General features: G+C 43.5%; 20 protein-coding genes. 11 read left to right on the forward strand and 9 right to left on the reverse strand.

All coding sequences use genetic code 11. The features are described from left to right. The first annotated feature begins 7 nt into the window (after positions 1-7). Positions 8-217 (forward strand): hypothetical protein, encoded by a 210-nt coding sequence (locus tag C3F22_RS05155; RefSeq protein ID WP_004783945.1) that lies wholly within the window; start codon positions 8-10, stop codon positions 215-217. A 41-nt stretch (positions 218-258) separates the two neighbouring features. On the opposite strand, the gene C3F22_RS05160 is transcribed toward C3F22_RS05155, so the two are convergent. Both C3F22_RS05160 and C3F22_RS05165 read right to left on the reverse strand, forming a co-directional pair. Beyond that, positions 259-705, reverse strand: coding sequence for a universal stress protein (locus tag C3F22_RS05160; protein ID WP_104425970.1), 447 nt, complete (start codon positions 703-705; stop codon positions 259-261). Between the two features lie 125 nt (positions 706-830). Further along, on the reverse strand, positions 831-1,274 hold the full coding sequence (locus tag C3F22_RS05165; RefSeq protein WP_005236076.1) for a universal stress protein: 444 nt from the start codon (positions 1,272-1,274) through the stop codon (positions 831-833). 275 nt (positions 1,275-1,549) lie between these two features. On the opposite strand from C3F22_RS05165, the gene C3F22_RS05170 reads away from it, so the two are divergent. Continuing rightward, positions 1,550-2,554: an alpha/beta hydrolase gene (locus tag C3F22_RS05170; RefSeq protein WP_104425971.1), complete on the forward strand. Its 1,005-nt coding sequence runs from the start codon at positions 1,550-1,552 to the stop codon at positions 2,552-2,554. A gap of 67 nt (positions 2,555-2,621) precedes the next feature. Beyond that, positions 2,622-2,966 carry an SMR family transporter gene (locus C3F22_RS05175; RefSeq protein ID WP_034170601.1) on the forward strand — a complete coding sequence of 115 codons (345 nt, stop codon included), beginning with the start codon at positions 2,622-2,624 and terminating at the stop codon, positions 2,964-2,966. Positions 2,967-3,002: 36 nt separating this feature from the next. Here the strand turns inward: C3F22_RS05175 and C3F22_RS05180 are convergent, their stop codons facing one another. The 4 genes from C3F22_RS05180 to C3F22_RS05195 form a co-directional block, all read right to left on the reverse strand. Then, the gene (locus C3F22_RS05180) at positions 3,003-4,178 is read right to left on the reverse strand and encodes a benzoate/H(+) symporter BenE family transporter (protein WP_104425972.1); all 1,176 of its coding nucleotides are present in this window, start codon (positions 4,176-4,178) and stop codon (positions 3,003-3,005) included. Between the two features lie 110 nt (positions 4,179-4,288). After that, positions 4,289-4,948, reverse strand: a complete 660-nt coding sequence (leuE, locus tag C3F22_RS05185) for a leucine efflux protein LeuE (RefSeq protein ID WP_104425973.1) — start codon at positions 4,946-4,948, stop codon at positions 4,289-4,291. 82 nt (positions 4,949-5,030) lie between these two features. Then, positions 5,031-6,002, reverse strand: coding sequence for a transaldolase (gene tal, locus C3F22_RS05190; protein WP_104425974.1), 972 nt, complete (start codon positions 6,000-6,002; stop codon positions 5,031-5,033). A gap of 89 nt (positions 6,003-6,091) precedes the next feature. Continuing rightward, positions 6,092-6,982, reverse strand: a complete 891-nt coding sequence (locus C3F22_RS05195; protein ID WP_104425975.1) for a LysR family transcriptional regulator — start codon at positions 6,980-6,982, stop codon at positions 6,092-6,094. 94 nt (positions 6,983-7,076) lie between these two features. Here C3F22_RS05195 and aceI point away from each other — a divergent pair, with 94 nt between their 5' ends. Beyond that, the gene (gene aceI / locus C3F22_RS05200; protein ID WP_005236068.1) at positions 7,077-7,508 is read left to right on the forward strand and encodes a chlorhexidine efflux PACE transporter AceI; all 432 of its coding nucleotides are present in this window, start codon (positions 7,077-7,079) and stop codon (positions 7,506-7,508) included. 94 nt (positions 7,509-7,602) lie between these two features. On the opposite strand, the gene C3F22_RS05205 is transcribed toward aceI, so the two are convergent. Further along, a complete protein-coding gene (locus C3F22_RS05205) occupies positions 7,603-9,120 on the reverse strand; it encodes an acetyl-CoA C-acetyltransferase (protein ID WP_104425976.1) in 1,518 nt (505 codons plus the stop codon). A 240-nt stretch (positions 9,121-9,360) separates the two neighbouring features. Here C3F22_RS05205 and C3F22_RS05210 point away from each other — a divergent pair, with 240 nt between their 5' ends. From C3F22_RS05210 to dnaX, 5 genes are all read left to right on the forward strand, one after another. After that, complete coding sequence (locus tag C3F22_RS05210; protein ID WP_104425977.1) at positions 9,361-10,752, forward strand: 3-oxoacyl-ACP reductase; 1,392 nt, start codon at positions 9,361-9,363, stop codon at positions 10,750-10,752. A 195-nt stretch (positions 10,753-10,947) separates the two neighbouring features. Beyond that, positions 10,948-11,802 carry a MaoC family dehydratase gene (locus tag C3F22_RS05215; protein ID WP_005236063.1) on the forward strand — a complete coding sequence of 285 codons (855 nt, stop codon included), beginning with the start codon at positions 10,948-10,950 and terminating at the stop codon, positions 11,800-11,802. A 71-nt stretch (positions 11,803-11,873) separates the two neighbouring features. Next, positions 11,874-13,124 carry a serine hydrolase domain-containing protein gene (locus C3F22_RS05220; RefSeq protein ID WP_228203574.1) on the forward strand — a complete coding sequence of 417 codons (1,251 nt, stop codon included), beginning with the start codon at positions 11,874-11,876 and terminating at the stop codon, positions 13,122-13,124. An 83-nt stretch (positions 13,125-13,207) separates the two neighbouring features. Further along, positions 13,208-13,651, forward strand: a complete 444-nt coding sequence (locus C3F22_RS05225; RefSeq protein WP_104425979.1) for a copper resistance protein NlpE N-terminal domain-containing protein — start codon at positions 13,208-13,210, stop codon at positions 13,649-13,651. A 275-nt stretch (positions 13,652-13,926) separates the two neighbouring features. After that, positions 13,927-16,017 (forward strand): DNA polymerase III subunit gamma/tau, encoded by a 2,091-nt coding sequence (gene dnaX / locus C3F22_RS05230; protein ID WP_104425980.1) that lies wholly within the window; start codon positions 13,927-13,929, stop codon positions 16,015-16,017. A gap of 7 nt (positions 16,018-16,024) precedes the next feature. On the opposite strand, the gene C3F22_RS05235 is transcribed toward dnaX, so the two are convergent. Further along, positions 16,025-16,459 carry an acyl-CoA thioesterase gene (locus C3F22_RS05235; RefSeq protein ID WP_104425981.1) on the reverse strand — a complete coding sequence of 145 codons (435 nt, stop codon included), beginning with the start codon at positions 16,457-16,459 and terminating at the stop codon, positions 16,025-16,027. 54 nt (positions 16,460-16,513) lie between these two features. Beyond that, on the reverse strand, positions 16,514-17,671 hold the full coding sequence (locus C3F22_RS05240; protein WP_104425982.1) for an iron-containing alcohol dehydrogenase: 1,158 nt from the start codon (positions 17,669-17,671) through the stop codon (positions 16,514-16,516). 118 nt (positions 17,672-17,789) lie between these two features. Here C3F22_RS05240 and C3F22_RS05245 point away from each other — a divergent pair, with 118 nt between their 5' ends. Further along, positions 17,790-18,299 carry a low molecular weight protein-tyrosine-phosphatase gene (locus C3F22_RS05245; protein WP_104425983.1) on the forward strand — a complete coding sequence of 170 codons (510 nt, stop codon included), beginning with the start codon at positions 17,790-17,792 and terminating at the stop codon, positions 18,297-18,299. 3 nt (positions 18,300-18,302) lie between these two features. Next, on the forward strand, positions 18,303-19,340 hold the full coding sequence (gene murB / locus C3F22_RS05250; RefSeq protein ID WP_104425984.1) for a UDP-N-acetylmuramate dehydrogenase: 1,038 nt from the start codon (positions 18,303-18,305) through the stop codon (positions 19,338-19,340). Positions 19,341-19,342: the final 2 nt, after the last annotated feature.

Below are 19,342 nucleotides of genomic sequence, written 5' to 3' on the forward strand. Positions count from 1 at the left end.
ATTCAAGATGTTAGTGAAAATCGAAGATGGTTTTTATTTAAATACTCGGCATATTATTGCGGTTCATGTCAGCAGAAATGCTGCGACTGGTCTGTTTGAAATCTCCCTTCAATATACACCGCATTCTATTCAGCAAGCTGGAGAATACAAAAAAGTATTTAATAGCCAGCTGGATGCTGAACTCTTCCTGAACGAACTGAATCAAAAAGTTCGCTAAAAAAAGCCTGCATCGCAGGCTTTTTTGTTGTCTGGGTTACGTTAAGGTCTCACAATCAATACCGGAATCTCGGACTGGGAAAGGACATTCTGTGCCACGCTGCCCAGCATCAGTTTTTGCAGACCTTTACGGCCATGTGATCCCATGATAATCAGATCGGTCGGAACTTCCTGCGCTGCCTGAAGAATTCCTTCAGAAGGTGCCATACCATGAATGATCTTGGTCGTGACTTGTGTACCATCATGCACGAAATTTGCCTTAATCTCATTTAAAAGATCCAGTGCATGTTGTTCTGCCTGCATGAAATAGTCAGTGACTGCGGGAGCAACCTTATAAAAATCCACGCCTTTAAATGGGTCTACAGCAATAATACTGACCAATGTCACCTTACTATTAAAAGCTTTGGCCAGCTCACGGGCATGTTCAGCTGCAGCATAGGACATCGAGGATTCATCGAGTGCGACAAGAATATGTTCATAGTTTTGCATAGTGCCTCCTCATTTTTAGGATATGCAGTGAAATGGTCATTTAGAAAATGGAGGTTCACTGTAGAAGGGTTTAGACAGAAACACTGCCTGAAAAAATTGCGCACCTTGAAGATGCGCAAATCAGATCATTTTTTAACGATTAATACCGGAATTTGACTGGCGCCCAAAACATCTTGTGCAAAGCTGCCCAGAATCATTTTCTGGAAGCCTTTACGGCCGTGTGAACCCATGACGATCAGATCGGCCTGGGTTTCCTCTGCAGTCTCAGCAATATGTTCGGCATTCACCAGACCAGTCACAATGCGGGAATCTGCTTCTATACCTTCACTGTCTGCAATTGCAGTGGCTTCTTTTAGGGCATTTTTTGCATTGGCATGAGCCTGAGCAAAATACTCTTTCATGATGGTTGAACTGTAGTAGAAGTCAGCTTCGGTAAAAGGGTCTTCTGCAATCAGGCTGATCAGGGAAAGTTTACTGCCAAATGCCTTGGCAATTTTGGCTGCATGTCGAACTGCAGAAAAGGAAATATCTGAACCGTCTACTGGGACTAAAATATGTTGGTAAGCCATGATTTTTCTCCGCATGTTGTGTGTCTTTTACGCTCTGATTTATTGATAGCACAGTGCAACCAAGGGTGCAATTGCAAAAAGCTGAAAAATGGCAAAAAATCTTTAAATTACAGATATTTTTCACATGAAAGCAGAGATTTGATTAAAGAAAAAACAGAGCAAAAAACTAGGAATTCAGGTTTGTTGATCAAAAATAACAGAATAAATGACGCTGTTTTTCTGGGGATGGTTTAAACTGCCTAGGCTTATTTTTGGGCTGATCTATGAGGAAGGTTTTGAGGTTTTTTGCCATTCATTTATTGCTGCTCTGTTCAATTATTCTGGCAGGCTGTCAAAATACTGTACAAAATAGCCGGGTCATTGCCGGTGCTTTTAATTTGACCACAGGGATGCAGCAAAAGGTGATGGATCGCTATGCACCCGGTTCGGTCATCGTGCATCAGAATATGGTCTATTCACCGCAGAAAAAGCTCTCTCTGGATTTATATCAACCACAAAATATCGAAAATATCGGCCCTCAACCAACTATTGTGTGGATTCATGGTGGTGGCTGGATTTCTGGTTCTAAAGAGCATGCCCGAGGTTATTTTAAACTTCTGGCTGCGCAAGGTTATAACGTGGTATCGGTCCAATATCAGTTTGCACCTCAAGCGATTTATCCAAGTCAGTTACATCAGATTGATCAGGCCTTGGAGTTTATTACTCAACATGCAGCCGAATACCAGATTGATGCCCAGAATTTATATCTGGCCGGAGATTCTGCCGGGGCGAATATGGCCAGCCATTATGCTGCGCTTCTAACAAATCCTGACTTCGCCAAACAATCTGATTTTCAGCCTTATCTGCAACCCTCTCAGCTTAAAGGTCTGATTCTGCACTGTGGTATTTATGACCTGGAGTCATTTGCCAGTACTGCACCTGATGAAATGAAGATCGTAGAGTGGGGCGTATATAGCCTGATTCAGGCCTATACAGGGGATCGTAAAAATGATGCCGAGTTTCTCAAACGTATTTCTCCAATCCAGTATATTACGCCGTCGTACCCGCCAGTATTCATTAGCGGGGGCAACAAGGACTTTCTGACTAATACCCAATCCTTGCCTTTTATCAAAGCTTTAAAAGCGCAACAGGTTCCAGTGACAGAAGTTTTTTATCCCGAATCTAAAGCCTGGCTGATTCATGAATATCAGTTCTTTATGGGCAAGAAAGAAAGTCAGCAGACTTTTATCAAGACGCTGGATTTTTTGCATCAGCTTTCGCCCCTCAACATAAACTTATAAAAAATTTATTTCTTAAGAGCATAACTAAGCTTTGTTTTAGGAAAGATAGATTTGGAGAATGGAAAAAATGAACCCTGCGACTTGGGCATATCTTTTGTTGGGTTTGGCCATTATTGCCGAAGTCACTGGATCTACATTTCTGGTGAAATCTGAAGGCTTTACCCGTTTGTGGCCTTCTTTAGCGGTGGTCGTTTTATTTTGTATCGCCTTTTATTTGCTGTCTCAGGTGATTAAGGTGATTCCTTTAGGCATTGCTTATGCGATCTGGGCCGGTGTGGGGATCATTCTCACGGCCATTGTTGGTTATATTGTATTTAAGCAGGCGCTGGATCTTCCTGCTTTTATCGGTATTGCCCTGATTATTTCCGGTGTAGTGGTCATTAATTTGTTTTCTCAAGCATCAGGACATTAAAAGAGATAGACATAAGTTATCTCTATTTTCATGAATTTAAGCCAGCTGAGGTTTAAGCTTAAATAGTAAATAAACCATCAAGCCAAGCAGTAGGCCCCAGAAAGCAGAACCAATGCCGAAAAACTGGATATTGGATGCACTGAACAGAAAGGTCATCAGTGCGGCCTCGCGGTCATGACTGTCCTGAAAAGCCAGTGCAATGTTGTGGCCAATGGTGCCAAACAGGGCAATGCCAGCCAGAACCGTAATCAGAATACCCGGAAAAGCCATCAATAAGCTGGTCAGGGTCGCAGCGAAGAAACCCATCAGAATATAAAACAGACCACAGCTCATACCTGCGATATAACGCTTAGCTGGATCAGGATGTGCCTGTGCATCCAGACTGACTGCTGCACTAATTGCAGCAAGATTAACACTGAAACAGCCAAAGGGAGCGAGTAGTGCCTGAGTGAGGCCCGTCCAGCCTAATATCGAATTTACCTTGGGTGGATAGCCATAACTTTTAATTACAGCCAGGCCTGGTAAATATTGCGATGCCAGATTAATCACCATCAGCGGAAGAGCCAGTCCTAAAATAGCTTGCAGGCTAAATTCTGGTGTGGTCCATACAGGCTGGGCGATGCTCCAGTCCAAACTTGGGAGCGTAAAATCGATAAAGAACGGACAGAGTGCAATTGCAAGCAGTACGGTAATGACAATGCTATAACGGGTACTGAGCTTTTTAGAAATGAGGTAAATCGCCAGTACGGTAAGCACAAAGCCCCAGGATTGTTGTAGGCTGCTAAATACCGAAATCCCAAATTTCAGCAAGACACCAGCCAGCATGGCGCTGGTCAGACTTTGCGGAATAAACTGAAAAATCCGGTCAAATATTCCGAAAAATCCCAAACAGGCAATCAGGATGCCACAAATCAGAAAAGCGCCAATCGCTTCGGCCAGACTGTAATGGCCTGCGGAGGCAATAATTAATGCCAGACCGGCTGTCGACCAGGCGGTGGAAATCGGATAGCGATATTTCCAGGAAAGCAGCAAGCCGGAAACCCCAATACCTATACCGAGTGCCCATAACCAGGAACTGATTTGCGCTGCATTTGCACCCAGGCTTTGCGCTGCTTCAATGACCAGTACCGCGGATACGCTGATCCCAATCATGCAGGTAATAAAACCCGCCATGATGGCAGGAAAGGAGAGATCTTGTAAAAGTTTAGGCATCATCCATGACACTATTTTTAAATGCGTTTAAATCATACGCTTTTCATATATAAACACAATGTTTTTAACAATTTTAGAAAGAGCTGCTCTTGGCATAAATCTACTAGTTTTTAGAAGGTTGAAGTCGCCAGTTTGATTCCGAACCCGCAGAATAGAATTCCTACTGAAGCAACTCCGCCAGCGGTCAATTTATAATTCTGGTTGAAATAGCTCGAGAGTTTGACCCCGGAAAAGATCAGGATTGAAAGGTAGGTCATGCTGATCAGTTGCAGGATTAAAGCCAAGAGTGCAAAAGTCAGTGCCGGAGAAGGGTAAACAGGATCGACAAACTGCACAAAAAAAGACAAGTAAAATAGAATTGCCTTAGGATTTAAAACACTGATCGTCAATGCTGTGCGAAAGGGCTGAATCGACTCGACAGTTTCAGAAGTAGCCTTTTTAATCTGAACACGTTGTGACGACTGTTTCGGAAAAAAAGTCTGATAGGCGGCAATGATCAGTTTGATCCCAAGATAACTGAGATAGACAGCACCAATAATTTTCAGGGCAATAAATAGCACGGGAAATGCATGAAGTAGAGAGGCTGCGCCTAACGCCGTACATAGAATCAGAATCAGGTCGCCGGTATAAACCCCTAAGGCGCCCATATAACCGGTCTTGATACCAAAGCGGGAGGCAATCGACATGACATAGAGGGAATTCGGCCCCGGCAGTAACACAATTAACGTTGTCCCAATGATAAAGGTCGTTAGATCTGTGATACCAAACACGAAGAACTCGCAAAAATGAAAAAAGCCGATGTGGCATTATAGCAACATCGGCCTGCAGAAATTCTATAAATTCGCTGTGAAATTAGGTGGTGCTCAAAAAACTTTCCTTTAATAAAGCCGCCAGTTGTTCACGTGCCTTGATAAAGCCATCGATACCACCTTGCAGTAATTCACTAGCCATCTGGTCCCGTTTCAGTTGCGCATCAAAATCGGCATGACTGATTGGACTCAGTTCACCTTGAGATTGAATATCTTTGGCTGAAAGTTGAGCCTGAACTTCACGCTGATCATTTTCCAGTTGTTCCAGCAAGTTTGGTGCGACAGTGAGCAGATCACAACCGCTGAGGCCCAGAACCTGCTCAATACTACGGAAGCTTGCACCCATGATTTCAGTTTTAATCCCATGCATTTTATAGAACTCATAAATGCGCTTCACTGAGAGTACGCCCGGATCTTTTTCGATCGGATACGACTCAACACCTTCCGCTTTTTTGTACCAGTCTAGAATGCGGCCGACAAAAGGTGAGATTAAAGTCGCTTTGGCATCAGCGCAGGCATGGGCCTGATGCTGGCCAAACAATAAGGTCAGGTTGGTATGGAGACCTTCTTCTTCCAATGCTTTTGCTGCCTGAATGCCTTCCCAAGTCGATGCGATCTTAATCAGGATGCGGTCAGAATTAATCCCATATTGATCATACAGCGCGAGTAATTCTTTAGCCTTGGCGATGGTCGCTTCAGTATCAAAAGACAGGGAGGCATCCACCTCAGTCGAAACACGACCTTCAATCAGTTTTAAAATTTCAACACCGAATTTGACGGTCAAAATATCAATGGTGCGTTCTATCAGGGCATTATTCACATAGCCTTCTTGCTGGGCTTGTTGAAAAGCAGCTTCAATCAATGCCTGATTTTCAGGCTGTTTCGCTGCAGCAGTAATCAGAGATGGATTTGTGGTTGCATCCAGAGGGCAAAATTTCTCTATTGCGCTTAAATCACTGCTATCTGCCACAATGGTCGTCAAGTTTTTTAATTGGTTTAATGCAGTTAATGTCATTACGATCTAGTTCTATGGTTATTGCTTATGCATTCTTATATATCATAAATCATCCTCTTACCAAGTAGACTGTCGTTGAATTTCTGTGATTAATGGTCGGTTTTTCGCTGCTGACGCAAGTGATTAATCAAAAAATGAGCAGCTGTACCCAGTCGAGTTTCCCGACTCCAGACCAGATCAACAAAATATTCAAATTTTGGGGTGAAATCGAGCAGCTGCAAGATCTGTAATTGCTCCTGCAAGTGTGGCTGTTCATTGATCATTTCCAAAGGAAGTACCCCCCAGCCTAAACCTTGCAGGATCATGTTACAGGCAGATTGATGATTGTCAGTGCGCCAGTAATTTCGGGAAAAGAGCAGTTCTGGCTTAATGCTACGATCACGACTGGCAACAACAATCTGTCGATTTTGTAAAATCTGCTCATAACTGACCTGATGAAATTGACTTAATAGATGCTGTTTGGCCGCAACGGCGACCAGTACCTCACGCTTTAATTCTATAAACTGTTCACGGGTTTCCAGCTGTTCTCGTTCAAACATCAGCGCTAACTGCGCTGAACCTTCAAACAGCATGCGATGAGCATCCTCTTGGGGTGCGCTAAATACATTAACTTGCAGCGCTGGAAATTCCCGTTCCAGCAAAACGATATAATCGGTCCAGCGGGTATGGAGTAATTCAGACACCACCACAATATTTAATTCAGATTCCAGGCCTGAACTGAGCGCAAGCGCATGTTGCTTCCATTGGTTGATTTCAACCAAAAGCTGTTCAGTTTTTTCATATAGCACTTTCGCCTGCGCGGTGGGTTTCGGTTCACGGCCAATGCGTTCAAATAGCACCAGATTAAGATCAATTTCCAGATTGGCAATGGACATGCTCACTGCAGAAGGAACTTTACCAAGTTTACGTGCAGCAGCAGAGAAGGAGCCGGTTTCCATGACCAGTTTAAACATCAGCAGCTGTTCTTGATTAATATTCATGAATTCTATCTTTCATTTTTATTGATAGATTCTAACTCGAATAATCAAATTTAAAGAAATAAAATTCTTTTATCTCCTGACTTGATGAACTGAAATGTTAATTTCGAAAAGAAGACTGATTCATGCCACCTTATATGAAGGCATTTTATTGGTGGTGATTGCCATATTACTGAGTACGCTCATGCATATGCCGCTTGAGGTCACAGGCGCTCTCGGAATTGCGATGGCTGTGACTTCAATGTTCTGGAATATGCTGTTTAATCATTATTTTGAAAAGTTTGAAGCCAAACATCGTCTGAAAAGAACCATCAAAGTGCGGATTGCTCATGCGATTGGATTTGAGGGTGGTTTGATGCTGGCGACGATTCCGATGGTAGCTTATGCATTACAGATCAGTCTGGCGCAGGCTTTTCTTTTGGACCTGGCGATGACATTATGTATTCTGGTGTATACTTTTATTTTCCAGTGGTGCTATGACCAGCTTGAGGCCAAAATGGGTCTGGAACCAGACTACCGAAAAGCTTAACTTGAGTCTTTACTAGAGTAATCTTCAGTGATTTATGAAAATTACTGCAATAAAAAACCGCTCTTTATGAGCGGTTTTTTATATGAGGCTTGGATTATTTTTCAATAATTGCTGTTACGCCTTGACCACCAGCTGCACAGATCGAAACAAGCACACGACCTGAACCTTTCTGGTTAATCAGTTTTGCCGCAGTCGCGATAATACGACCGCCAGTCGCTGCAAATGGGTGACCTGCAGCAAGAGAAGAACCTTTTACGTTCAGTTTGGCACGGTCAATTGAACCTAGTGGAGCATCCAGACCTAAACGCCCTTTACAGAATTTTGGATCTTCCCAAGCTTTCAATGTTGAAAGTACTTGCGATGCAAATGCTTCGTGAATTTCATAGTAGTCAAAATCTTGCAGTTTCAGACCAGCACGTTCCAGCATACGAGGGACTGCATAAGCAGGTGCCATCAACAGGCCTTCTTTCTTCTCTACGAAATCAACGGCAGCAGTTTCCTGGAAAGTCAGGTAAGCCAGTACTTCATGGCCATTTGCTTTAGCCCATTCTTCAGAAGCCAGTAGCACACAAGAAGCACCATCGGTCAGTGGAGTAGAGTTACCCGCAGTCATGGTACGTGCATCACCTTTACCAAAAGCAGGTTTTAGTTTCGCCAGTTTTTCAACTGAAGAATCAGGACGCAAGTTGTTGTCACGTTCAAGACCCAGGAATGGAGTCACCAGGTCATCAAAGAAACCTTCTTCATAGGCTGCTGCCATTTTCTGGTGTGAAGAAGCGGCTAACTCATCTTGCGCTTCACGAGAAATACCCCATTCCAGTGTAGTAATCGCCTGATGGTCCCCCATAGACAGGCCAGTACGTGGCTCACCATTTTTTGGTGCATCCATCAGGTCTTTCACATTGATTTTAGTCAGTGCTTTTAAACGGTCTTTCGCCGTTTTCGCAATATTCAGCTCAAGTAATGCTTTACGTAAGCCATCACCAAAAGCGATTGGTGCATCAGAAGTCGTATCTACACCACCTGCAATTCCCACTTCTATCTGACCTAGAGCAATCTTGTTTGCGACTAGGAATGCCGCTTGAAGGCCAGTACCACATGCTTGCTGGATGTCATAAGCAGGGGTTTCCGGTGCAAGAGCAGTATTCAGTACACATTCGCGAGTCATGTTGAAGTCGCGGCTATGTTTCAGTACAGCACCTGCAACCACTTCACCTAAGCGTTGACCTTGAAGGTTAAAACGTTCAACCAGACCATTCAGGGCTGCTGTGAACATATCAGTATTGGATGCCGTAAAGTAAGCACCGTTAGAACGTGCAAATGGAATGCGGTTACCACCGATAATAGCAACGCGGCGAACTGTATTTTGGCTCATGTTTGGTTCCTGTTGAACAGAAGTCTGTGTTATAGATGTTGAATCTTGTTGGCTTGAAGTCGTTTTTTTGGTACGTGCAGATGTACTGCGTGTACGTGTGGTTTTAGCCGGACTTTTTTCTGCGGCATTGGCTGTATCAGGATTTTTAGTGCTACGCTTGCTACGCGTTGATGGTTTTGACACAGTTTCTGTAGCAGAGTTCTCGACTGCTGGATTATCTTGAGTTGTTTTGCTCATAAGGCTTTACCAGGCAAATAGATCGTCTTCTTGGTTGTTACATTAGCATAGAAGAAGATAGGCTGTATTGACTACAATGACATTACAGACTGCGCTTAGGTCAAGTCATCTGCCTGTTATCTCAAGTATGATTGGGCGGAATCTGGTAGATCTATTGAAATATAAATGTCTGGCATCATACTGAAGTTTAAGGATAACTTTAGATCAACCAAAAATTAATTTGTATGAGAGATAATAAACATGACTGATCAGTACCAAACTTTTGCAAAATCTCCTATTGGTAAATTTGTCATTAAAAATTTGGGTCTGCCATCCCCAACTTCTTTAGACCGTTTTGAGTCTGCTACACCTGTAGTTAAAGGCGCGGTATTGTTTGGAGCAGCACCGGCAAGTACCTTGACTGGTGCTATTGCTCAGGTTCTGGCAAATATTCATGCGAATAGCTATGCAGGTAACAATGCTGAACTGCAACAGGCTGCTGCATCAGCTGGACTGAATCTGGGTGCGTTTAATCCGGGCGATAAAGAATCAAAATTCAAAGTTGTCATTTTTGATGCTTCAGGAATCGAAAATTCAGAACAATTAAAATCACTTTATGATTTCTTTAACCCGATTGCACGTCAAATTCAAAGTTCTGGCCGTATCGTGATTGTGGGGACTACGCCTGAAACTGCTAAATCAGTCAGTCAGTCAATTGCTCAACGCGCACTGGAAGGTTTTGTAAAATCTGTGGGTAAAGAGTTTAAAAAGGGTATTGCAGCGAACCTGATCTATGTAGATGCCGGTGCTGAAGCAAATCTTGAGTCTGCTTTACGTTTTGCAGTTTCTCCACGTTCTGCCTATGTTTCTGGTCAGGTGATCCGTGTTTCACATGCTGAAAAAGTGGATGTGGACTGGACTAAACCATTAGCAGGAAAAACCGCTGTAGTGACTGGTGCGAGCCGTGGTATTGGTGAAGCGATTGCTCATGTATTGGCACGTGATGGCGCACATGTCATCTGTCTGGATGTTCCACAGCAGCAAGCGGACCTTGACCGTGTAGCTGGTGAAATTGGGGGTTCAACTTTAGCCATCGATATTACTGCTGCAGATGCAGGCGAAAAAATCAAAGCAGCAGCAGCTGAGCAGGGTGGTCTGGACATTATTGTGCATAATGCTGGTATTACCCGTGACAAGACTTTGGCTAATATGAAACCTGAGCTATGGGATCTGGTGATTAACATCAACCTGTCTGCCATTGAACGTGTAAATGACTATTTAATCTCCAACGATGGTCTAAATGCTAATGGCCGTATTATCTGTGTATCCTCAATTTCAGGCATTGCAGGTAACCTGGGTCAAACCAACTATGCAGCGTCTAAAGCAGGTGTGATTGGTGTGGTAAAATTCACAGCACCAACCTTAAAAAATGGTATAACGATTAATGCCGTTGCACCGGGCTTTATTGAAACACAAATGACGGCTGCGATTCCATTTGCAATCCGTGAAGCAGGCCGCCGTATGAACTCAATGAGCCAAGGTGGTCTACCTGTAGATGTTGCAGAAACGATTGCAATGTTTGCTTCTACGGCTTCAACTGGTTTAAATGGCAACGTGGTTCGTGTCTGTGGTCAAAGCCTGTTAGGGGCTTAATAGATCCCACCGATCTCTCTTTATAAGAGAGAGGAGAATTCCCCCCTTTGATAAAGGGGGATTCAGAGGGCTTAAAATTCTAAATAGAAAATTCCAAGAATTTTCAAAACCTCTCCAGTACTTCACATTCATACAATGATTGAAGTATGCTCAGGAGAGGTCACTTTATAAAGATAATATTTCCAAAGGTTCAGTATGAATACGCGCCATTTTAGTCAACTTCCAAAACCTTATTTAGCCTATCCAAAAGTGATTCAAGGCTTGATTTTTAAAAAGCCGAAAGCTGAAAAAGTTCTACCGCAAGTTGAATATGTGGTAGATTCATTCAAGGTCGATCAGAAACATTTAAAAGCTTATAATGAAGTATGTGGCTTTAAAAATAATGGTTATATTCCAGCTATTTATTTGACCGTGCTGTCTCAAAGCCTGCAAATGCACATGATGACCTCGGAAGCATTTCCGTTCCCGATTTTAGGACTGGTACATATCCGTAATCAGGTCAAGCAATACCGTAAAGTCGGTGTAAATGAGACTTTAACCTTGTCATGCAAGTTTGGTGAATTACATCCACATGACAAAGGGGTTCAGTTTGATTTTATTACCACAGTGAAAGTAGGCAATGAAGTTGTCGTTGAGGCATTAACGACTTATCTTTCACGTCAAAAGACTGATGCTAAAGCTGCTGCAAAATCGGCAGAAAGTAAAGCGCCGGACTATAAGCTGAATACTGAATGGAAAATTTCAGAAAATACCGGCCGCCGTTATGCCATGACCTCAGGGGATTTTAACCTGATTCATATTCATGCTGTTACAGCGAAGGCTTTTGGTTTTAAACAGGCGATTGCACATGGTATGTGGAGCAAAGCCAAAGCACTGGCTAATCTATCCTTGCCGGATGCCTATGAAGCCGATGTCTGGTTCAAGCTGCCGATGTATTTACCCTCTAAAGTTGAGTTCCTGACTGCTCAAGCAGCGAATGATACAGATTTCCTGATCCGAAACAGCAAGAACCAGAAGCCGCATGTGACCGGCCATGTAAAAGCAATTTAAATCTGAATTAAAAGCCTAAACTCGATTTAGGCTTTTTCATTTTAAGGGATCAAAATTCTATGGATAGAATGATGCAGCCAATTAAAGATTATCTGTTTGCTGATCAGCATAATTATCAGGGCAATGTAGATGCGCGTTTTCGCGACCTTGCTCATCAGTTTAGCCGCCTACAGGATGCACGTGCTGAACAGGGTGGTGCAGCACTTGTCGTATATTTTCAGCGACAAAAAGTTGTCGATATTTATACCGGAAAGAAGTCTGCCACAGAAAACTGGCAGCCTGATACCATGTCACTATGCTATTCCACTGGCAAAGGTGTACTAGCAACCCTAGCGCATATTCTGGTGAGTAAAGGTTATCTGGACTATGACAGATCAGTTGCAGAATACTGGCCTGAATTTGCCCAGAAAGGTAAACGGTCGATTACTTTGGCACATATGCTGAGCCATCAAAGTGGCTTGTTTGATATCCGTAATATCATTGATGATGCCACTGAAATGGCTGACTGGTCACACATGCTGGAGCGGATCGCGGCAGCTGAACCACGTTTTCAGACCACGACAGATGTCGCTTATCAACCTTTGACTTTTGGATGGCAAGTGGGTGGAGTACTGGAAAAGGCAACCGGTAAATCATTAAACCAATTAATGCAGGAATATCTGGTTCAGCCTCTGCAATTAAATGGTGCCTATTTTAGTGTGCCGCTGGATGAACTGCCTCGAGTTGCGCGACCGATCTTTAAAGCAAAATCTACATCTCAATCTTCTAAAGCCAAAAAAATAGCTGCACGCAAACCTAGTTTAATGGAGCGCGCCCTGGTCTGGAGTGGTCAGAGTCCCCAAGATTTTCAGGATGGCATGATTCCTAAAGGCATGAAGAATTTTAGCTTCTTTAGTGATGAAGGTTTACAAGCGATTATTCCTTCGGCTAATGGCGTCTTTACTGCAGACAGTCTGGCAAAAATCTATGCGATGTTGGCCAATCATGGTGCCTGGCAAGGCCAGCAACTGATTTCACCTCCAGTATTCCAGCGACTGAGTAAGGTTCAATATATCCGTCGTGATCGGGTGATGCCTGTGCCAATGCACTGGCGACTGGGTTATCACCGTATATTGACCTTGGGTAAAGCCTCTACAGGTTTTGGTCATATGGGCTTTAACGGTTCTGGTGCCTGGTGCGATCCGGAACGCGGTTTAAGCTTTGCCTATACCCATAATTTCCCAACAGGTTCATTGACTGGAGATTACCGTCTTTGGGGGCTGACGCAGGAAACTTTGCGCTGTGCTGATGCGGTATTGACGGGAAGAAAAGGCTGGCGATAACTGAATATCCTTGATTTGGGAGTTTAGTCAGTCATTTAAAATATGCTATTTTGTGGCAAATTCCAGCGCTACGAAATGAAATCATGAAAAAAGTAATACTGATTCCCTTAGTGGCAACCGGTGCTTTATTCGGTTGTCAGGATCAAACCCAGTCAGCTAAAAATACTATTGTTGAAGCCAAGGCGCAGATTCCAGCATGGGCGGGAGAGTATCAGGGTACAACTCCTTGTATGGGCTGCTTGTCGCGCTGTGATGATTGCCCAGGTATGGCTGTCATGCTAACTCTGTATGAAGATCAGACTTATATTTTGCAGCGTGAAAGCCTGAGTGGTCATAATGGGGTGGAAACCTTTAGTGGTCCGATTCGTTTTCAGGATGATTCTTATCAGAAAATTGAGCTGGTGAATGTAGCAACTCGTAATTTACTGTATGTTGATCTGGAAGAGCATGTGCTGGAAATCCGTGAAGACAAAAGCGGTAAACGTTACCAGATGCAGAGTGATTTTATTTTAGGGCGATTCGCTTAAGCAGATTCAACTCAATTCTTTACCTTCGATCAGAAATTTTTATTTTTAAGATTGTATTCATCTACTCAAATAGATGGAAGATCAATAGATATTTTATCTTTCAAATATACAAAAACTATTCTGATATTTCACTCAGGCATAAAAATGGAGCAAACAGCTTCGAGATATTTGATTTAAATCAGATTGATAGGCCTATCTCTCCAGATCATAACTGATTAATTCATTCACTATTTTATAAAAAAACAGTATGCTTAGACCTGTAAAAAGGAGCATACATGTATCAAGTACTTGCGCGAAAATACCGTCCCCGCAATTTCAACGAATTGGTCGGTCAAAACCATGTTTCACGTGCCTTAACAAGCGCACTGGAGCGTGGCCGTTTGCACCATGCCTATTTGTTTACGGGAACGCGTGGTGTTGGTAAAACCACGATTGCACGTATTTTGGCGAAGTGCTTGAACTGTGAAACCGGTATTACATCAACTCCTTGTGAGGTGTGTCCGACCTGTACCGCCGTCAATGAAGGCCGTTTTATTGACCTGATCGAGATCGATGCGGCATCACGTACCAAAGTTGAAGATACCCGTGAGCTGCTGGATAATGTCCCTTATGCGCCAACTCAGGGTCGTTTCAAGGTTTATCTGATCGATGAAGTACATATGCTGTCCACGCATTCTTTCAATGCTCTATTAAAGACACTGGAAGAACCACCGGAGCATGTCAAATTCCTGTTCGCTACCACAGATCCACAAAAGCTGCCGATTACCGTTATTTCTCGCTGCCTGCAATTTACTTTGCGTCCATTGGCTGTTGATGAAATTACCGAACATCTGGGCAATATCCTGACGAAAGAAAGCATTCAGGCTGATCAGGATGCGATCTGGCAGATTGCTGAATCTGCTCAGGGCTCGCTTCGTGATGCCTTATCCTTAACCGATCAGGCGATTGCCTATGGTCAGGGGGCGATCCAGCATCAGGATGTCAAAGACATGCTGGGCTTGATCGACCGAACAATTATTTATGATCTGATTCTGGCGATTCATCAGAACCAGAAAGCACGTGTTAGCGAATTATTATTGCAATTCCGTCAGCAGGCGCTAGATGTATCACTGGTATTAGATCAGTTGATTTCTACCTTGCATGAACTGGCTTTATTACAATACCTGCCAGATTTAAGCCTGAAATACAGTGCCGAGATCAATCAAAAGATCATGCAGTTATCGGCTTTAATTTCAGCACAAGCTTTGCAGCTGTATTATCAGATCGCCTGTAAAGGCCGGGCTGACCTACAGCTTGCGGTTACGCAGGAGCAAGGCTTTGAGATGACGGTGCTGCGTTTGCTAGCCTTCCGTCCGCTACAGCCCAATGAAATTCCAACTAATACAGCTCAGATACAACAAGCTGTACCTGCTGCTTCAGCTCCACAACAAAATCAGATAACGCAGCAGGAAAGTGCTCCGGTTGCTCAAGCTGCTGTAGAAGATTTTTCCTTAGATGATGACTATGAAGACGATCAGGATGATAATCCAGTCACTGCACAGTCTGAACTATCTTCGGATGACTTTCTGGATGAAGACGAGCCAGAAACCAATTCTGAGCCTCAAGTTATACAAGCTGAATCAACTAGAGTAGAACAATCTGAGTCTGAACAAATTGTATTTGATCCAAACCTGGAAGATGGTCTGTTTGGTTTTGACGATGTTCCTGCAGAACCTGTTCCATCCAGCCCTGAAGCCAGCAGTGATGATTTCCTCTTAGAAGAATTCATTCCTGAAAATGATACTGCTGCACCAGTAGAACAAGAACCGGAGTTTAATCTGGATGCCTCGACTCCTGAATCAGAACAAGTGGTTCATAAAGCAGATGAAAGTCAGTCAGAAATTTCTAATCAGACTGAGGTTGCATCAACTCAGATCGCAAATACGAATTTTTCTACAGACCGTAATCTGATGCCGCAGGATATTCTGCAAATTCCGGTACAGGATATGCAGGGTGAATGGACGGTAGAAAAATGGGAATTCTGGTTCCGTAACAGCCAGTTATCTCCGGCAGTTCAGGAATTGGCTCAGTATGGCATCATGACCGGCCAGATTAATGCAGCATCGGTCTTCCATATTCCAGAGCGTTATCAGCCGCTTTTGTCGCAGCTACAACATCATCTGGAAGCAGCTTTGCGGGAACAATGGCCGCAGACCATTTTCCAGGTGAAGTTTGAAGATGTAGAGCAGTTAACGCCATATACCATGCAGCAAGAACGTAAAGTACGCGCTTTTAAACGTGCAGAAGAGCTGCTGCATGCTGAACCGGCTATACGTGACTTGCTGGAACAGTTTGATGGTGAATTGCACAATATTCAGCTGAAATAAAATAATTTTAGGCTGAGACAAAACGCGCTAAAGCATCCCGCATTTCAGCTGGAATCGGGGTGCTTTTTCGTGTGTAGCGATCGACAAACACATGCACAAAACTGCCTTGAGCTGCTGCCGTATCAGAATTCATTTTAAAGATTGCCAGATCATAGCTGAGAGAACTATTCCCCATTTTTTCTATGGCGACACCTACCTCAATAATTTCCGGATAAGACAGCTCCTGATTGAACTGGCATTGCGAGCTGACCACCAGTCCAATCATTGGAGAATATTTGGGATCAAATGCGGCTTCCTGAATCAAAAGGGCATTCGCGGCCGTATCAAAATAGCTATAATAAGTGACATTATTCACATGGCCATACAGATCATTGTCCGCCCAACGAGTCTGTATCGGCAGAAAAAATGAATAATGTTCGCGTTGTTTAAGAGCTGCTTTCATATTTTTAAATAACTTGTAGTGGCTAGATCTGCTGAGTCGAAAATAATCCTAAATCTAATAGATCGCCTGATAAATGTTGTAAGCATCTTCCAGAGTAAGTTCACGTGGATTGTTCTGTAACAGGCGGCTCTGTTTCATGGCATCTTCGGCCATGATCATTAGCATATGTTCAGGAATTCCTAACTGTTTAAGTTTCAGGGTTAAGCCACTTTTCACCAGATGATTATTAAAATGATCGATAAACAGGTCAGTCAGGCCATCATGGCAGCCTTTGCTTTGTGGATCTAACCAGCACATCAGTTCGGCATAGAGGGCTTTGGCATCCGGCGTATTAAATTTCATCACCTCAGTTAATACCAGTGCATTACTATGTCCATGTGAAATATGGAAATGCCCACCTAATGGATAAGCCAGTGCATGCACAGCCCCAACCGGTGCATTGGCAAAGGCCTGACCTGCCAGCATAGAACCAACCAGCATGTTTTGACGTGCGTCCAGATCCTGCCCATCGTCCAGCACACGTTGCAGATTGGCATTTAACAGTTTCAAAGCATGCTTGGCCAGCATATCGGAATAAGGATTTTTTTTGATTTTAGAGGTATAAGCCTCAATAGCATGAACCATAGCATCAATGCCAGTCGCAGCAGTAATTAAGGGCGGCAGATTTTGGGTAAATGTTGCATCCAGAATAGCAGTATCTGCAAACAGGATCGGTGCCACAATTCCGGTTTTGGTAGTTTCACCTGTAGTGACAATTGAAATCGGAGTAACTTCAGATCCTGTACCTGCAGTGGTAGGAACCAAAATCAAGGGCAAACGGGGGCCAGTAGCCTGATTTACGCCATACAGATCAGACAAAGATTGGTGCTGTGACGGATGACTCAAGATTGCAATCAGCTTGGCGACATCCATAGAGCTGCCACCACCAAAGCCAATCACGATATCGACATTTTCCTGTTTGGCAAAATCTGCTGCTTCAAGCACTACATGCTCAGGTGGATCGGCCTGTACATCGGAATAAATTGCATAATCCAGTCCCGCATCTTCAATAATTTCCAGAATAGGCAGGTGTAATTGATGCTGTAGCATGCCTGGATCAGTGACCAGTAAAACACGCTGATAACGGCCCTGTTTGAGAATAGAGGATAATTCCTGAATCGTGCCGAGGCCGGCGATGATGTTGGGAATGGTTTGAAACTGAAATCGATTCATGTCTTTATCCTTTAATTTTTATCGCAAATACAAAATTATTATGGGGCAGTGATATAGGATTCATCAGGTAAATAACTTAACATAAGTATCTTGAAAATGATTAACTCTGAGGTTGTTTATGTCATCCAGAACGCCATATAAGGTGTTATGTGTTTGTTTGGGAAATATTTGTCGTTCTCCCACGGCAGAAGTGGTACTCAGACATTATTGTGATGAACAGAAACTCGATATTGTGGTCGACTCAGCAGGAACCAGTAATTACCATCCGGGGAAAGCACCTGATTTGCGTAGCCAGCAACATGCCTTAAAACGGGGTTATGATCTTTCTGGCCTGCGTGCGCGTCAACTCAAAACCCATGATTTTATTGATTATGATCTGATTCTAGCGATGGATCTGGAAAATCTGGCAGATATTCAGGCGCTCCAGCATCAGGCAGAAGCAGAATTCGGACGCCTGCGTGCCCAGGTTGCTTTAATGAGTGAACATGATCAGCTTTATCCAAAACAGGCTTTGCCAGATCCATATTATGGCGGGGCAGATGGTTTTGAACGTGTCCTGAACCAATGTGAGTCCAGCAGTCGGGCCTGGGTAGAAATTTTTAAAGAACATCAAACAGAAAAGGTTTAAGTCATGCAGATTCAGACTCAGGTTCAACTTAAACCTTTTAATACGCTAAATCTTGAAGCGATTGCCGCTTACTATAGCCTGATCCAATCAACTGATGATCTGATTGCTGCACTGGAGTTTGCTGAACAGCAACAACTGAACGTACTGATTCTTTCTGGCGGTAGCAATATGTTATTGCCGGAACAGATTGATGCACTCGTCCTGCATATGGATATCCAGGGCATTGAAATGCTGGAAGGAAATGAGCAGCATCAATGTCTGCGGGTAGGTGGGGGCCAAGTTTGGCATGACTTCGTACTCTGGACGACAGAACAGAAATTCTATGGTCTGCAGAATCTGGCCCTGATTCCCGGACTGGTCGGCGCATCTCCAGTGCAGAATATTGGGGCATATGGTGTCGAAGTCGGCGAATTTATTCATGCGGTAGAGGTCTATGACCGTAAGCTGAAAAAATTTGATTCCATTCCTGCTTCAGACTGTCATTTTTCCTATCGTCATAGTATTTTTAAAGATGATCCAACACGTTATGTGATTACACACGTTACTTTTAAATTACTAAAACAGGCAAATCTGAAACTGAATTATGGTGATCTTAAAGCAGCGGTGGGTGATAATCTCACAGCAGAAAACTTACAGCAGCAGGTGATCCGGATTCGTCAGAGCAAACTGCCTGATCCTAAAGAATTTCCAAACGTGGGAAGTTTCTTTAAAAATCCTATAGTAAATCAACAGGTTTTTGACCAAATTGCTGTGCATTTTCCTAATTTGCCCCATTATCCGCAGGCCAATGATCAGGTTAAAATGGCGGCAGGCTGGCTGATTGATCAGGCAGGCTGGAAGGGGAAACAGCTTGGGCTAGTTGGCATGTTCCATAAACAGGCACTGGTTCTGGTGAACTATGGTCATGCTTCTCTGACGGATGTCCGTCAAACCTATAGCGCAGTACAGCAGGCTGTCTGGGACAAATTCAAGATTATGCTCGAACCTGAACCGGTATTATTTGATTGTAAAGGCTTAATTCGATCTCATCAGGATAAATAACG

Origin of the sequence: Acinetobacter sp. ACNIH1 (assembly GCF_002934695.1) — a bacterium.
Taxonomy (GTDB): domain Bacteria; phylum Pseudomonadota; class Gammaproteobacteria; order Pseudomonadales; family Moraxellaceae; genus Acinetobacter; species Acinetobacter variabilis.

Coding starts and splice junctions, on each gene's coding strand:
- tal (WP_104425974.1), bottom strand. CDS start 6,002: ATGACATTAACTGCATTAAACCAATTAAAAAACTTGACGACCATTGTG.
- C3F22_RS05160 (WP_104425970.1), bottom strand. CDS start 705: ATGCAAAACTATGAACATATTCTTGTCGCACTCGATGAATCCTCGATG.
- C3F22_RS05205 (WP_104425976.1), bottom strand. CDS start 9,120: ATGAGCAAAACAACTCAAGATAATCCAGCAGTCGAGAACTCTGCTACA.
- C3F22_RS05220 (WP_228203574.1), top strand. CDS start 11,874: ATGCAGCCAATTAAAGATTATCTGTTTGCTGATCAGCATAATTATCAG.
- C3F22_RS05210 (WP_104425977.1), top strand. CDS start 9,361: ATGACTGATCAGTACCAAACTTTTGCAAAATCTCCTATTGGTAAATTT.
- C3F22_RS05225 (WP_104425979.1), top strand. CDS start 13,208: ATGAAAAAAGTAATACTGATTCCCTTAGTGGCAACCGGTGCTTTATTC.
- C3F22_RS05195 (WP_104425975.1), bottom strand. CDS start 6,982: ATGAATATTAATCAAGAACAGCTGCTGATGTTTAAACTGGTCATGGAA.
- C3F22_RS05155 (WP_004783945.1), top strand. CDS start 8: ATGTTAGTGAAAATCGAAGATGGTTTTTATTTAAATACTCGGCATATT.
- dnaX (WP_104425980.1), top strand. CDS start 13,927: ATGTATCAAGTACTTGCGCGAAAATACCGTCCCCGCAATTTCAACGAA.
- aceI (WP_005236068.1), top strand. CDS start 7,077: ATGTTAATTTCGAAAAGAAGACTGATTCATGCCACCTTATATGAAGGC.
- C3F22_RS05175 (WP_034170601.1), top strand. CDS start 2,622: ATGAACCCTGCGACTTGGGCATATCTTTTGTTGGGTTTGGCCATTATT.
- C3F22_RS05215 (WP_005236063.1), top strand. CDS start 10,948: ATGAATACGCGCCATTTTAGTCAACTTCCAAAACCTTATTTAGCCTAT.
- C3F22_RS05235 (WP_104425981.1), bottom strand. CDS start 16,459: ATGAAAGCAGCTCTTAAACAACGCGAACATTATTCATTTTTTCTGCCG.
- C3F22_RS05240 (WP_104425982.1), bottom strand. CDS start 17,671: ATGAATCGATTTCAGTTTCAAACCATTCCCAACATCATCGCCGGCCTC.
- C3F22_RS05165 (WP_005236076.1), bottom strand. CDS start 1,274: ATGGCTTACCAACATATTTTAGTCCCAGTAGACGGTTCAGATATTTCC.
- C3F22_RS05245 (WP_104425983.1), top strand. CDS start 17,790: ATGTCATCCAGAACGCCATATAAGGTGTTATGTGTTTGTTTGGGAAAT.
- murB (WP_104425984.1), top strand. CDS start 18,303: ATGCAGATTCAGACTCAGGTTCAACTTAAACCTTTTAATACGCTAAAT.
- C3F22_RS05180 (WP_104425972.1), bottom strand. CDS start 4,178: ATGCCTAAACTTTTACAAGATCTCTCCTTTCCTGCCATCATGGCGGGT.